Origin of the sequence: Anaerococcus lactolyticus S7-1-13 (genome assembly GCF_000758765.1) — a bacterium.
Taxonomy (GTDB): domain Bacteria; phylum Bacillota; class Clostridia; order Tissierellales; family Peptoniphilaceae; genus Anaerococcus; species Anaerococcus lactolyticus.
In genome coordinates, this window is the sequence record NZ_JRMW01000035.1 from 28,513 (window position 1) to 43,744 (window position 15,232).

General features: G+C 35.3%; 13 protein-coding genes. 9 read left to right on the forward strand and 4 right to left on the reverse strand.

What is annotated here, in order from left to right:
* Complete coding sequence (locus HMPREF1630_RS05495; RefSeq protein ID WP_037327842.1) at positions 1-237, reverse strand: glutaredoxin family protein; 237 nt, start codon at positions 235-237, stop codon at positions 1-3.
* A gap of 87 nt (positions 238-324) precedes the next feature.
* Between HMPREF1630_RS05495 and srtB the strand changes: the two genes are divergently transcribed.
* From srtB to HMPREF1630_RS05530, 7 genes are all read left to right on the forward strand, one after another.
* Positions 325-1,107, forward strand: coding sequence for a class B sortase (gene srtB, locus HMPREF1630_RS05500; RefSeq protein WP_037327845.1), 783 nt, complete (start codon positions 325-327; stop codon positions 1,105-1,107).
* Entirely contained in the window at positions 1,104-2,009 is a 906-nt protein-coding gene (locus HMPREF1630_RS05505; protein WP_037327848.1) for a DNA-3-methyladenine glycosylase family protein, read from the forward strand. The genes srtB and HMPREF1630_RS05505 overlap by 4 nt, the downstream gene beginning before the upstream one ends.
* Before the next feature lie 191 nt (positions 2,010-2,200).
* Positions 2,201-3,520, forward strand: a complete 1,320-nt coding sequence (locus HMPREF1630_RS05510; RefSeq protein ID WP_037327857.1) for an ABC transporter substrate-binding protein — start codon at positions 2,201-2,203, stop codon at positions 3,518-3,520.
* Between the two features lie 15 nt (positions 3,521-3,535).
* Positions 3,536-5,143: a helix-turn-helix transcriptional regulator gene (locus HMPREF1630_RS05515; protein ID WP_231549514.1), complete on the forward strand. Its 1,608-nt coding sequence runs from the start codon at positions 3,536-3,538 to the stop codon at positions 5,141-5,143.
* Between the two features lie 224 nt (positions 5,144-5,367).
* On the forward strand, positions 5,368-6,594 hold the full coding sequence (locus HMPREF1630_RS05520; RefSeq protein ID WP_037327859.1) for an SHOCT domain-containing protein: 1,227 nt from the start codon (positions 5,368-5,370) through the stop codon (positions 6,592-6,594).
* Positions 6,595-6,604: 10 nt separating this feature from the next.
* A complete protein-coding gene (locus tag HMPREF1630_RS05525) occupies positions 6,605-8,050 on the forward strand; it encodes a TFIIB-type zinc ribbon-containing protein (RefSeq protein ID WP_037327861.1) in 1,446 nt (481 codons plus the stop codon).
* Positions 8,051-8,059: 9 nt separating this feature from the next.
* A complete protein-coding gene (locus HMPREF1630_RS05530) occupies positions 8,060-9,607 on the forward strand; it encodes a hypothetical protein (protein WP_037327862.1) in 1,548 nt (515 codons plus the stop codon).
* 407 nt (positions 9,608-10,014) lie between these two features.
* Here the strand turns inward: HMPREF1630_RS05530 and HMPREF1630_RS05535 are convergent, their stop codons facing one another.
* Genes HMPREF1630_RS05535 through HMPREF1630_RS05545 form a run of 3 tightly spaced genes read right to left on the reverse strand, consistent with a single transcriptional unit; the run spans position 10,015 to position 12,797 of the window.
* Positions 10,015-11,751, reverse strand: a complete 1,737-nt coding sequence (locus tag HMPREF1630_RS05535; RefSeq protein ID WP_037327865.1) for a hypothetical protein — start codon at positions 11,749-11,751, stop codon at positions 10,015-10,017.
* 49 nt (positions 11,752-11,800) lie between these two features.
* Positions 11,801-12,121 carry a branched-chain amino acid transporter permease gene (locus HMPREF1630_RS05540; RefSeq protein ID WP_037327868.1) on the reverse strand — a complete coding sequence of 107 codons (321 nt, stop codon included), beginning with the start codon at positions 12,119-12,121 and terminating at the stop codon, positions 11,801-11,803.
* The gene (locus HMPREF1630_RS05545) at positions 12,114-12,797 is read right to left on the reverse strand and encodes an AzlC family ABC transporter permease (RefSeq protein WP_004826650.1); all 684 of its coding nucleotides are present in this window, start codon (positions 12,795-12,797) and stop codon (positions 12,114-12,116) included. Before HMPREF1630_RS05545 ends, HMPREF1630_RS05540 begins: the two co-directional genes overlap by 8 nt.
* Before the next feature lie 208 nt (positions 12,798-13,005).
* On the opposite strand from HMPREF1630_RS05545, the gene HMPREF1630_RS05550 reads away from it, so the two are divergent.
* Both HMPREF1630_RS05550 and HMPREF1630_RS05555 read left to right on the forward strand, forming a co-directional pair.
* Positions 13,006-14,376 carry an NAD(P)/FAD-dependent oxidoreductase gene (locus HMPREF1630_RS05550; RefSeq protein WP_037327871.1) on the forward strand — a complete coding sequence of 457 codons (1,371 nt, stop codon included), beginning with the start codon at positions 13,006-13,008 and terminating at the stop codon, positions 14,374-14,376.
* Positions 14,376-15,197, forward strand: coding sequence for an alpha/beta hydrolase family protein (locus tag HMPREF1630_RS05555; protein ID WP_037327873.1), 822 nt, complete (start codon positions 14,376-14,378; stop codon positions 15,195-15,197). The genes HMPREF1630_RS05550 and HMPREF1630_RS05555 overlap by 1 nt, the downstream gene beginning before the upstream one ends.
* Positions 15,198-15,232: the final 35 nt, after the last annotated feature.

The window sequence follows — 15,232 nt, forward strand, 5'->3', positions numbered from 1 at the left end:
TTACTTATAATTCTCTTTTAGATATTTTATTATATCATCAGATTCGTATAGGTACTCACCGTCGTGGTAGAGGCATGGCACTTGTCTTTTGCCGCCCTTTTCCATTAGCTCCAACATAGCCTCTCTATCATCGTTTATATTTACTAGGGGAATATCTATATTGTTTTCTTCACAGAAAGTCTCGACTTTTTTGCAAAATCTACAAACAGTTCCTACGTATAACTTGTAATCTTTCATAGTTTCTCCTTTTTTTCTAAAATACTTTTAATTATGCTCTGTTATGGTATATTATACTAATGAAACATACTTTTTAAAGGTGGTAAAATGAAATCAAAAATAATGGCATTAATTAGATTTGTCCTAATTTTAATAATCTTAGCCTGCGTGTCTATCTTAGGTAAGAGGGGTCTTGATTATTGGACAAACATGAAAAACAATAGATACATAGAAGATTTATCAAAGCAAGTTGAAGCGGATGTAGATAAGGGCAGTAATGGTGATATAGATGTTGAAACTGTTAAAAATCCTTTGGCTAGACTTGAAAAAATTCACTTAAGCCTTCTTAAAAAATTAAAGGAACAAAATCCTGACGTTATAGCTGTAATAGAGATTCCTGGAACAGGTATCAAATATCCAGTTCTTCAAGGGCCTGACAATGAATTCTATCTAAGAAAGGGACTTAATAAGGAATATGACATAGCTGGTTCTATATTTATGGATGTATATAATTCGCCAGATATAAATGACGACAATTCTGTAATATATGGTCACCATCTAGAGATTGATTCGATGTTTACACCACTTGACCAATATAGGAAGCAAGAATTTGCAGAAAAAAATAGGACTATCTACCTAACAACAAAAGACGGTCTAAGGGAATATGAAATATTTTCTGCCTACGGAACACCTTCTAGTTCAGATTACAGGACCTTAGATTTCACCTATGATGGGGACAAGGTGCCATACTTTAACAAACTCAGGTCAAGTTCTGAGGTTAAGCTTGATACTAGACCCTTCACTGAAAAGGATACAATTATAACCCTATCAACCTGCCAATATGATTATGCTGATCAAAGGCTAGCTATCCATGCTGTTAGGATTAGATAATGAGATATATTACTGATAAAAAAAGAAAATTAAATATCAAAGAGTCTCCTGAGGGACTTATCCTCAGGGAGGATTCTTTTAAGGTTGACCATATTTTCGAATGTGGTCAATGTTTTAATTTTAGAAAAAATGATGACGGTTCCTTTACAGCTGTTTTTTTAGGGAAAATTATAAACTTATTAGAGTGTGATGGTTACACCCTAGTCCGTAATGTAAGTTTTGATGACTTTTACGATATTTTTTACGATTACTTTGACCTGGGCACTGACTATGGGGCAATCAAACAAGCATTGTCAGAATCAGAAATATTAAAAGAGGCGAGTGATTATGGTTACGGAATTAGGATTTTAAATCAAGAATTATTTGAAACAACAATTTCTTTTATAATCTCTGCCAACAATCAAATTCCTAGGATAAAAAAGGCTGTGAGGATAATCTCTGAGAGGTACGGCACCTACCTTGGAGAATATATGGGCGAAAAATATTATTCTTTTCCATCTCCAGAAGTCCTAGCAAATGTTGATCCACTGGAGCTAAGAGAATATGCGAGAGTGGGTTTTCGTGATGTGAGGATAGTAGAAACAGCAAAGGCCTTTGTGGACGGATTTTTAAATTTTGAAGATGAAAAAACTCTCACAGATAAAGATCTGCACAATAAACTTAACAACCTTCCAGGTATCGGTCCAAAGGTGGCTGATTGTATCATGCTTTTTGCCTACCACAGGAGGGAGACTTTCCCTGTTGACGTATGGATTAAAAGGGTAATGGAAACACTTTTTATAGGCAAGGAAGTACCAAAAAAACAAGTAGACAACTACGCTAGAGAAATATTTGGAGACCTTGCCGGCTACGCCCAACAATACCTATTTTATTATGGTAGGGAAAATGCTATAGGCAAATAATAATAAAGATGAAAGATTAGAATAGAGAAGTCTATTTTGATATTTCATCTTTTTTTGATACAAAATATTTAAAGTATGCTAGAGTTAATGATAATATTTTAACTAATTCCTATATAAACTTATCTTGACATTGTAAAAAAACTATGTTAGTTTTAAATAGAGAAGATGTTTTTTTATGAATTGAGGACTTTATGAAAAAGAGCAAAAACAAAAGGCTGGCTATAATTATTATATTTGTTTTTATAATTATCACCCTATTTGTTATACTTTTAAATAATAAAAAAGAACCAGTAAGTCTTACAATGTGGCATGTTTATGGCGAACAGGCTTCATCTCCTATGGATAAGCTCGTTGATGAGTTTAACGAAACCGTGGGTAGTAAGGAAGGAATTGTTATAAATGTTACTGCGACAAGTAATTCAGCAGAAATTGGCGATGAACTTTTAGATTCTCAGGCGGGCAAGTCCGGGGCAAAAAAAATGCCAGATTTGTTCTTTTGCCATAGTGGAAATGCCGATGATTTGGGGAGTGAAAACCTAATTGATTGGCAAGATTATTTTACAAAAGAAGAACTCAGTGATTATCAGGAAGATTTTTTAGAAGATGGCAAGGTGGGAGATAAGCTTTTAGTTTTTCCTATCTCAAAATCGACCCATATGCTCTTTATAAATGGGTCTATGTTTGCTAGGTTTTCTAAAGATACAGGCCTTGATTATGAAGATTTATCAACTTGGGATGGATTTTTTGATGCGGCTGAGAAATTTTATGACTGGTCAGATGGCAAGGCTTTTTGTGCCATGGACTACATTTTAAGAGAAATTGAACTTGCTTGTCTTTCAACAAATCCAAATGCCAAACTCCATAACGACCATGGTTGGTATGATGAAAATAATAAGGAATTTAAAAAAGAATTTTATAAATTTATGACCTCTCTGGTAAAGGGCCATATCATTGTGTCAGATCTTTATGCCAATACCCAGATGATGACAGGGGAGAGCTTAGCAGGGATAAGTTCATCTGCCGCTGTTTTGTATTATAATGATACGGTGACCTACCCAGACAATAGGTCTGAGCCTATGGATCTAAAAGTTTTAGCTTTGCCAATAAGTAAGGGTGGTAATAAGGTTGATACCCTAGCTGGTACAGGGCTTTGCGCCTATAAGACTACCGATGAAAAGGCAAAGGCGGCAGCCATATTTGCCAAATGGATTACAGAAAGCCAAAGAAACTTAGATTTTGTTACAAAAACTGGCTATATGCCTGTAAGAAATGAGGCCTTTAACAAAGTTTTAGATATGGAATTTGAAAACCACGATTATAAAGACCTATACCATAGCTTATCAAAGATGGAAAAAGACTACAGCTTTCTCTCTGAGTCTTATGATTATAATAGGGTTCTAAATTTTTATGATTGGCTTAGGGCTAATCAAAAATCCTTTGAAGAAAGATATAAAAGTGGCGAAGATGTTAATAGTCTGATAGAAGAATGCTGGGAAAAGCTGATAGGATAATTTTAGGAGCAGCCCTTGTTTGATATAAATAAGAAATATCAAAAAAATTCAATGTATAGAAAACTTTTTATCTATATGATTATTTTTGCTGGGCTTTTGCTATTCTTCATAGTTTTGGCTTTGGTTTTATTTGACCAATACAAAAATGTCAGAAAAGATTATGTAAAGAGCCTTGATATCCAAGTATCTATGCTGGATAAGGAAATAAAGGGTTATTTTGATAAGTCAGCTATTTCTGCCATGCACTTATCCCAAGATACAAGTGAGTGCCTAGAAGAGATTTTGGATAAGGAAAAAATTTCTTTTGAAGATTTGAGAGATAATCAAAAACTCCTTAGTCAAATACAGGATAGGATATTCGAAAACCTGAAAAGCTCCATGTTTTACGCAGATACATCAGGAGCCTTTGTCTTGTTCAATACCACTGTTAATTCTAAAAATAAGGGGGCAAAAGATTCTAGGTCTGGTTTGTATTTAAAACTTGATTCTAGGAGCTTGAAGGAATCGTCTGTTACTGTATATAGGGGAGATGCAGAGGTGGCTAAGAAACACTCGGCAATGCCTCATAGGAAGTGGAAGTTAGAATATGATTTATCAAATCTACCTGCCTACGCTCTCCTTGCTAAAAATGTAAATAAGTCTATTTATGATTCTTATAGGATGACCAAAGTATTTACCCTACCTGGAACAAGTGAAAAGGTAATGTTAATAAGCCTTCCTATTGTGAGTAGGGATGGCAAGCTTTATGGAGTCTGTGGCTTTGAAGTAGAAGAAATGTATTTTAAGGAAAAAATTGCCCAACCATCCAAGATGAAGAGGTTGACTTCTGTATTTTTGCCAGTAGCAGATAGTAAAATAGATACCGAAAGGGCCCTCAGCAGCGGAACCCAGGAGGGATATTATTTTCTTCCAGATGATGTTTTAGAAATCAAAAATCATGGTAGGGATTTAAAGGAGTTTGTAGGCTCAAAATCCAAATACATAGGTTTATTGAGAGAAGTTTCCCTAATAGAAAACGGGGATAAGTCCTTAATTATTTCTATGATTCCTCTTGATGAATATAATAGGGATATTTTTAAAAATATATCCAATATTGCCATTTCTGTTGTCTTATTTTTATTTTTTGCCATAGTCATTAGCTGGAATTTTACTAGAAGGTACATAAGCCCAATTACAGATGGACTTTCCCTAATAGAAAACCAGGAGAAAATCTTAGACGAAGACTACAGGCAAGACATTTTAGACTCTGGTTTTTACGAGATAAATAAGTTTTTGGAAAATGTTAGGGAGAAAATTAAAGATAAGTCTATCAAGGGGCTACCTCCTTATCTGGAATACAAGTTCAAGAAATTTATTGAAGCAACTTCAAGCCTCACTCCCGCCGAGTTAAATGTTTTAGTTCTTTTGATAAAGGGTTATGACGTAGACCAACTACCTGAAATACTCTACATTAGCAAGAGCACTGCCAAACACCACATTTTGAAAATTTATAAAAAACTTAATGTATCATCTAGGGGTGAATTACTTCTTTACCTTGACCTTATTAAGGGATGTGGAATGGTTGATCAGATAATAGGAAATGTTAATGAAGAAAATGACCAGGTAAATGAAAAAATAGAATAAAAGAAAGTTATAAACCACTTCCTTATTTTAGTAATTATGCTAGCAATAGGGAGGTGCTTTTTTTATAGGTTTATTTATATAGACCAAAGGTCTATCTTTGTGAATTTCAACAAAGATTGACCTCTGGTCTATTTATTATATCAATTTAATGTGATTTAATAAAATTAAGAACAGGGGTAAAAAAATATTTTACCTAAATCCAAGATAAAAATTAGGAGGTAAAAATGGGATTTATAAAAGCATTTACAGGAGCACTCGGAGGAAGTTTTGCAGACCAATGGCTAGATTTTTACAAACCTATGCCAGGAATTTCTGCCACAGCAGGAATTTTTCCGGCAGTAAGCCAAGGAACTAATCAAGATAGAGGATCAAATACAGGGGCCAGTAAAAATATTATTTCTAATGGGTCTAAGATAATCGTGCCAGAAGGCACAGCTCTCATTACAATCGAAAATGGGATGATTACTGGCATAGTTGCAGAAGCCGGTGGCTTTATATTTTCAAGTGACGAAACAAGTTCCCAGTCAATTTTCGTAGGTGATGGAGTCATGAGTTCGCTAATTCAGTCAACTTGGGAAAAGATTAAGTTTGGCGGCCAACCAGGAGCTGAACAACTTGCCTTTTATGTTAACCTAAAAGAAATTCCAAACAACCGCTTTGGCACCCAAAGTGAAATCTATTGGGATGATGCATATTTTGGCACTCAAGTAGGAGCAGTTACCAGAGGAACATACACACTTAAGATTGTCGATCCCCTTCTTTTTGTCAAAAATTTCCTTCCTCAAAAATACTTAATTGAGGATGCACCTGTTTTTGACTTTGGTGATATGGATAATGAGCTAGGTGAACAACTCTTTAACGAGGTTGTAGGCAGCTTATCCGCAGCTTTTTCTAATTATACAAATGACCCTTCAAGGGGAAATAGGATGAGCAAAATCCAGGGTGATCAAATTGGTTTTGCGAAGTCCCTAACCAAGGCTGTTGAGGATGCCTACCAATGGAAGACAGATAGGGGACTTGAAATTATAAAAACAGCAATCCTTGCTATCGAATATGACGAAGATACAAAAAAATTATTATCAGATGTCAAAAAAGCGGATGCTCTTTCTGGAAATCGTGGAAATTCATTCTTCCAACAATCAGTTGCTAGGGGTATGCAAAGTGCAGGAGAAAATGGCGGTGGTGCAGGAATGGCCTTTATGGGTATGGGAATGAATGCTGCAGGATCCATGGCAGGTGGACTTAACCAGCCAGAGGGAGCAAATTCTTACCAACCTAATTTTGGAGTAGGACAAAATATTCCAAACCAAAACCAACAAAACCAACAAGCATCAAATAACGCACAAGTCGACCCAACAGAAAAATTAATCCAAATGAAAAAACTTTTAGATGCAGGAGTTATTAGCCAGGAAGAATTTGATAAGGCTAAATCTGATCTTTTAGGATTCTAAGGAGGAGGCTATGGTAGGCGAAAGAGATAATAATGAAAACATAAACATTATTAAAGACACAGACCAAGTAAAAGATGGCCAGGTTAAGTGCCCGAAGTGTGGTTCTACTGATATTTCTACTAATACCAAGACTGGCAAGCTTAGGTGTAATTTCTGTAGGAATGAATTTGACTTAGATTTAGCAGAGGCAGATGATGAAATATCAAGTCTTGAAGGGAGCAAGTCCCATAGTGGGGCAGCAGATATAGACTTAGAAGCTAGTAATATCATTACCCTAAAATGTGAAAGTTGTGGGGCTGAGGTAGTTATCGATACAGCAACTTCTACCCAAGCCAGGTGTCATTGGTGCAGAAATACCCTTTCAATAAATTCTAAAATTGATAATGGAGCTGTACCTGACGTGATTTTGCCATTTTCTGTGACTAAGAATGAAGCAAAAGAAGAAATTGAAAATTTTGTTGGTCAAAGAAAGACCTTTGCTCACCCACAATTTATCAAGGAATTTAATGCCGAAAATATATGTGGGGTGTATTTTCCATATATGCTTGTTGATATAAACGGCCATATGAAACTTAGTGGTAAGGGAGAAATCTTAACCAATACTAGGAAAGTAAAAGATGGTGATGATGAAAAAACCGTTTATGATGCTGATCTTTACAGGGTAGGCAGGGACTTTGACATAAGCATTGATGATTTAACAATAGAATCAAGTTTGGATAAACTTGACTATTCTTCAAAGGAAAAGACAACAAATATCATAAATTCAATCATGCCTTTTGATACAGAAAATTGTGTTAAATACAATGCCAACTACCTAAAAGGCTATACATCCGAAAAGAGAGATACCAATGTATCTGACCTTAAAAAAATTACAGACGTATGGGGCTCAGATGTGGCTAGATTTGCCATCAAAGATACCATCGAAGAATATGACAGAGGAGTTAACTGGCAAGAAGAAGAATTTATTGTAAAAGGCGATTCTTGGAAGGCTTCCTATTTGCCGGTTTGGCTTTACTCCTATATGGAAAATAAGGGCGATAAACACGTTTTACACTATGTTGCAGTAAATGCAAGGACTAAGGAAACCATGGGATCAGTGCCTATAAACTTCAAAAAACTTTTTATGGCATCAGCCCTTGTGGAAGTTATAAGCTTCTTAATAGCCCTTGTCCTATGGTTCGTTGCAGCTTTTGATATATTTGATGATACAAAGTTTCAAGATTCCAGAAACTTTTTCTGGGTACTCTTAGTTGCTGGCTTCATATATTATTTTAATGTCTACAGCAAATATAGGAATCAGGATGCAAGGCACTCCTATGAGGTTGAAAACAAACACGAAGTGACTAATCTTATAAGTCTTGATGAATTTATAAGGCATGAATACGGCCTTAAAAACTCTTGTATTGAAGGAGAAAATAGCTGTGAAATCAAGGGAAATAAGATTAAATTTGAGTAAGGAGGGGTTATGATAGGCAAAAAGCAAAAAGTTCTTCTTATTTTTCTAGCCTTGGCTCTAGTAGGCTGTGGTAAAGAAAAGCTTGACGAAGAACTTACAAAGGTAAGCGAAGAAGAAAGGGATAAAAAAGTAAATACCTTGGCAGAAAAATCTGAAGATGAAGAAGCAAATCCTAAAGAAAAAAACCTAGCCAAGAAAGAAAGCAATGAAGATATAAAATTAGTAAATGAAATAAATTTTAAAAGAAAACCAATAAAGGCTCAGGCCCTAGAAGGAGCAAAGGCTGGTAGTAAGTCAACCCTAGTAGAAGATAGGCAAGCCCGGAAGGATTTTGTAACTAAAAAACAAATGGAAAAGGCCAAGGGCCTTCGCTTTGGTATCCACCTACCAAAAATTTTGCTAGATTCAAAGGATGCGGACCTAGCCAATAAGGAAATAGAAAAGGACCTTGAAGAGTTAAAAACTATGTACAAGGATGCGGACGAATATTCTAAAAATAGCGATGAACCCTTTGTTCATGCAGAGTTTTCAACCTACCAAGACGAAGAAATCTTAAGCCTCTTTATCCATCTATACAATAATATTGACTCAAGTTTTCAAGTATATAGGACCTATAATTTTTCAATTAAGGATGGCAAGCGTCTTACAGATGATGAACTCTTATCCTATTTTGCTATTAGTCCTGACCAGAAATTAGACCTCATGGAAAAAAGCTTAGCGGACTACTATAGGCACATAATTGACCATTATGACAGTTATTTATCAAATCCTTCCTACCAGTATGACATGGGAAATAAAGAAGGTTTTGCCATCAAAGACTTGTGGCAAGATAATCCTAATATATTTTATGTAAATGAAGTAGGTAGGCTAATGTTTTTTAGCAAAATCTATCCAGATATAGGCATAGGGGAAGTAATAGAAACCCAAACCCTTGCTGGACCTGATTATAAAACTAATCGATACTCAGATGACTTTGTAAGGATGGCTACAAAGCTTGGCATAGACCCAGATGATGAAAAGGTAAATGCCTTTATAATCTATATGGGCAGGGCCAATGCTGAAGATACTCTACCTAATGTAATGAGCAAACTATTTGCCTGGCAAGCATGTTTTGCAGACTATAAAGACCCAAGACTAATCTTAGAAGGCCAGAGAGATCCTTATGATGATAATAATGCATTTTTAACTGGTAATGACTTTTACTTAGTCGTACCAAAATGGGAGAATGCAGTGATAAGTCTAAGGTCTGTTGAGAAGCGTAATGATGGTAAGGTCATCGAAAAAGATAATGACTTTCTTGATGGGATTTGCCAGAGGTCAACAGTTCTCATTTGCCAGAGCCAAGAAAAAGACACTCCAGGTGTGAAAATCAAAATCGCCTACAGGGATAAGGAAATAGAAAGCCTTGTAAGTTTAGATAAAAATGGCAATCTTACTGGTCTAAACCCAGAGATGATAGATGCAAGGAAAATTTTAGATTGGGATAAAACAGTTGTAGAATATTCATTCTCAGGGCCACTCTACGAAAAGATCCTAACAATTATGGGTAGGGGATAAAAAGAGTAAAATATTAATGATTTTAGCTCGTTTTTATAAGCTTTATCGTTTGGAGTATAGAAATGATTATTTCAAAAAAACAATGAAAATAGTTTTTTAAGTAAATATAAAAATAGTTATGCTAAAATAATCTTGAATATTAATAAAAATTTAACCCCAGGATAAAAATGACCAAGTTTTAGCTTCAATAAAAAAATCATCTCCTTGTCTATTGGAGATGATTCAGAATGTCTACAAAGTATATAAACATACGTCATTCCGACAGAGAATCCATCAGGATTCGACGAGGAATCCTATAAATTACAGGATTCTTCCTCACTTCGTTCGTCTGAATGACATCAGAATATGACTTTGTCTATAGCCTAAATCATCTCCTTGTCTATTGGAGATGATTTTTAATTTCTATTTTATAGGGCCTTGATTATTTCAAAAAGTTCCCTAGCTGATTTTAGTGGACCGTCTGTTTCCATGCCACTAACACCAAGTTGGGTTTTGATTTGACCGACTTTCTTATTGTTTTCGTATAGTTTATTGAAATATGTTTCGATTAGCTTATCACAAGTATCTTGTTTTTGATAAGGGCCGAATGGGTTGGCAAAGTAGGATTCTACGAGGCCTGTTTCTGTGGTTGTGCCCTTAGCAAATCTTGCACCTCTTTTAAAGATTTTGATAGCTTCTTTCTCATCATCTAGAATTGAGATTGAGTCTTCGTCCTTTTTTAGCTTATCGTAGTTGTTAGCATAGAGGAAAAAGTCTACTTCATAGCCTTGCATGATTGTTGCATAATCAGCAACTGGCATGATTAGCCTTGCGTTTACCTTATCAGGATTCATGAAGATGGACCTATCTATTTGCTTAAAGGCATAGCCTGCATCTAGGTCGTCTAGTCTTACAAAGGCGCCGATTTCTGTACCAAAAGCCATAACCTTGTCATCCTTTATTCTGAATGTGCCCATATCATCAAAGATTACTGTCATATCCTTGATGTAGTCTTTGGCAAGGGTTCTGAAGGCTTCGATTGATTCGCTCTTACCTGCTCCAGAGTCTCCGAGGATTACTACATTGGCAGACTTTCCATTTTGTAAAACTATGTTTACTCCTGCTCCATGGATAGGGAGGTAGGATTTTTTCATTGAAATGATGTTTGAAAGGGTGAGGCACATTTTCTTCAAATAGCCAAAGTAATCTTTTTGGTCAGTATAGTTTACATAACCAATTAGAAGTCCATTTTTATTTTCATAAAAGACGTTTTGGTCCTTAGAATTCTCTCCACCAAATAGGTAGATGGCATCTGGTCTTTTATTTAAAATTTCTTCTTCATCTGCAAGGTCAAAGAGGTTTGATGCAGAAATACCGTGGGTAATTAGGTCTTGGTGGAAGTAGATATAAATGAGATTGTCACCAACCTTGGCAGGGTAACATAAGAATTCATCTGTATCTATATCAAGGCCTTCGATTGGGTTTTCAAAAATTTCTTTGAAGTAACCATCCCTCTTGTTGGACTTAGTATAGGTGATGTAAGGTGTTTCAATCATAACCTTGGTTATAAAAGGTATTTCATTTAAAAATTGTAATTCTTCTGGATAAGAAATTTCAAAATTTTTAACTATCACAGAAGCATTGGCACCTGCTGGCACCTGCCTAAATACTTTTGGAACCTGGCCTGTAACAGAAAATTCTGCTTTTCTGTAGACATCTAGGATTAGGTCCTTAAATCTAATATTAGAACTTAGGAAGTTTTCTACCTCCAAGCCTCTTTCATAATCAGATTGTTCGATAATTGAGTATCTTTCAAGCTTTCTCCAATAGTCATATATATCTTCAACTATTCTAATTAAGGCATCTCTTTCCTTATTAAGATCATGGTACTTGTTGATTTTTTCTGAAATTTCATCAATACTCATCACTGTTAGGATTTTAGTGATATCCCTAATTTCACCTGCAAGAACTTCTATATCACTAGCCCTGAAAAATTTTTCAAGATATGTATAGATCCTTGTCTGGTTTTCCTTGTGGAACCTTACAAAAGAACAGATTACTTCAAAAAATCCTTCGCTCTTTAGTAGGTCATCAGTGTCATTAAAAAAGGCCTTTGAAAAGTTAATCACGGCCTTATTGTTTGAAATGTTTATTTCTTTTTTCATATGAACCTCATTAATTAATTCTTTTCTATATTAATACTTTACTACTATTTTAGACAAACACTAATTGAATGAGGACCATATATATAAAAGTGCCAATAGAAATTGAAAGAAAGAGTTTTCTGAACTTGGCATGAAGGATTATAACTGATAAAGAAGCTATAATTTCAGGCAGCCCGTAGGGATAAACCATAAGGTTTATATTTCTAATGGCAAAGATTACAAGTAGGGGCATGAGGGCAAAGGGTAAGTATTTCCCAAAATATTTAATAAGGTCCGGGATTTCTTTTTTTGAAAAAAACAAAAAAGGAGTTGACCTAATTAAAAAAGTTGTAAGGGATGATAAAAATATCATTATAAGTACTCTAGTCATTTTTCACCTCGATTTTATCTTTGAAACCATAAAGGCTTAGGGCTATTAGAAGTAGGGCTGGGATCATGAAATTGCCTGGCTTAAATATTAAAAGCGATGCAATAGCAATAGCTAGCCCGACTTTAAGTGGCTTATGGTTTGGTGTAGAGAAATATTGTTCAACCAATAGCACTAGGAAAAGGGCGGTTAAGACAAAGTCCATACCCATGGTATTGAAGTTAATCATTCCGCCAAGGATGGCACCAAGGTAGGAAGAAAAAATCCAAATCAAGTAGTTTATTATTCCTATGGCAAGGTAAAAATCAGCTTTGTTTACATCCTCTGGTGGTTTGACTGCTGTATCAATAGCAAAGGTTTCATCAGATAAGGTTAAGATAAAAAGAAATTTACTTCTTGAATTTTTGTAGTCTTTTAGAAGGCTTACCCCGTAAAACATCATCCTAATATTAACCGATAAGGTAAGAATGATAATTGCAATGAAAGAAATATCGGATTTTAGGAGAGGGAGGATTACAAATTGCATACTGCCAGCATACATGGTCATCGACATAAGGGGAGCAAAAAGAGGATTGTAACCAGCTTGGCTGACCATTATGCCATAAGTTATTCCCAAAAACAAATAACCGATTATTACGGGTATAGTATAGGGGAAGGCTTTTTTAAATGCTTTTTTCATAGGACTTCCTTTCTTAGTGAAAGCTTGTAGGCTGTGTAAAATTTTTATTTTTTACTTATCACTTACAAGTGATTCATTAAATTACATATATTTTAACATATATTTTCAAAAAGTAAAGGATAGTTTGAAATTAGGCATTTAACTTGTATAATATAGCAGGTTAAATTAGAAAAATGTGCCTGACTTTTATAAAATAGATGGGGGAATTATGAAAAATTATGATATTATAGCAGTAGGAGCAGGGGCTGCTGGTGCATTTCTTGCTTATGAACTTACAAAGTTAGAGACAAAGAAAAAGGTCCTTATTATAGATGGGGGACGCAGGGTTGAAAATAGAACTTGCCCTATCACAGATGGTAAGGTTGACCATTGTATAGGATGTAAACCATGTAATATCATGTATGGTTTTGGTGGTGCAGGTACTCTTTCAGATGGCAAGTATAATATCACAACTAATTTTGGTGGTGATCTTCATCGTTATGTTGGTGAGAAAAAAGCCATGGAGCTTATGGAATATGTTGATAGTGTCCTAATGAGTTTTGATGGTGGGGACGACTTGGAATTATATAGTACAGATAAAAATGACCTAAAGACTAAGTGTCTACGTCATGACCTTCACCTCTTAGATGCAAAGGTTCGCCATTTTGGAACTGATAGAAATAAAATCATCCTACATAGGATGTATGAATATGTGAAAGATAAAATTGATTTTGAATTTTCAACCATGGTAGAAGATGTTGATTATGAAAATGGCAAGTACATAGTTAAGACTGATAAGGGCGGAGAATTTTCTGCAGATGACTTGGTTTTGGCTGCAGGCAGGTCTGGATCCAAGTGGATTGGTGATGTTTGTGATAAGTTTGGTATAAAGTCTAAAAGAAATAGGGTTGATATAGGTCTTAGGATAGAAGTGCCAGCTGAAGTTTTTAAGCACATCACTGATGATGTTTATGAAGCAAAGATAATGTATCAAACTAAACAATATAACGACATTGTAAGGACTTTCTGCATGAATCCTTATGGCCATGTTGTAACAGAAAACACCAATGGTATCCTAACTGTAAACGGACATTCATTCACAGATCCAAAACTCCAATCAGAAAATACCAACTTTGCCCTCCTAGTAACTAATAGGTTTACCGAACCATTTGAAGACTCAAATGAATATGGTGAATCCATAGCAAGACTTTCAAATATGCTTGGTGGTGGGGTATTGATGCAAAGATTTGGTGACCTTGTTAAGGGTCGTCGTTCTTCAGATAGGAGAATGGAAAAATCTTTTACCAAGCCAACCATGAAGGCAACACCAGGAGACCTCTCACTTGTAATGCCAAAAAGACAACTTGATGATATAATCGAGATGATTTACCAACTAGATAAGATTGCACCAGGTATGGCAAATGATGATACACTCTTATATGGAATCGAAGTTAAATTTTATAACTCAGAAATAGAAGTTGATGAAAAATTCGAGTCAAAACACAAGGGCCTATATTGTGTTGGCGATGGTTCGGGTGCGACCCACTCCCTATCCCAGGCTTCTGCTTGTGGAATTGAAGTAGCGAGGATTTTAGCTTAATGAAATACTTTTATTCACAAATAACTAAGGAAGATGGCATAGTCATGAGGGGTGTGGTTAATACTCCTGATGACTTTGATGAAAATAAAAAATATCCAACTGTAATAATTTTTCACGGTTTTGGTGGCGACAGGAATGGTAGTGTAAATTTTAGGATAAACCATGCCAAGTACCTAACAGAAAGAGGTTTTGTTGTCTTTAGGTTCGATTTTTCAGGCTCTGGAGAGTCTGACGGTAGTTTTTATGATATGACTGTAAGTCGTGAAGAAAAAGAACTAGAAATGATCCATGACTTTGCCAAGATGAAATATTATGTGGACAAGGACAGGCTATATTGGATCGGTCATTCCCTTGGTGGAGTCCTTTCTAGCCTTATGGCCTATAAATTAAAACCCGAGGCTATGGTACTTTTGGCTCCTGCTAGCGATATGAATAATAAAGATTATTTGAAGGTCATGGCAAAGACTGTTTTTGAAGGAGAAGTTTCAGGCAAAACCAAGATAGAAAGCAACATGCCATATGAAAGCTTAATTTCAAAAGTTAAAGAAGCGGATATAGGCGGAGTTAAAATTCATATAAATTTCCTAATAGATTTTATTTTAAAAGACATATATGGGTCAGCAAGCAAATATGATGGCAATGTTTTAATTATAAGGGGTACAGATGATACTTTAGTTTTTAGAGATTCTAACGAAAAGCTAAGGGACGCTTTTAAAAACGCCAGCTACTATGAAATCGAAGGGGCAGACCACTCTTTTACCAACGAAGATTACAGAAAAAATCTTTATGAAAAATCATTTGAATTTTTAAATGAAAATTAATTGCCACGAAAGTGGCTTTTCATTTGTAAAAAAAG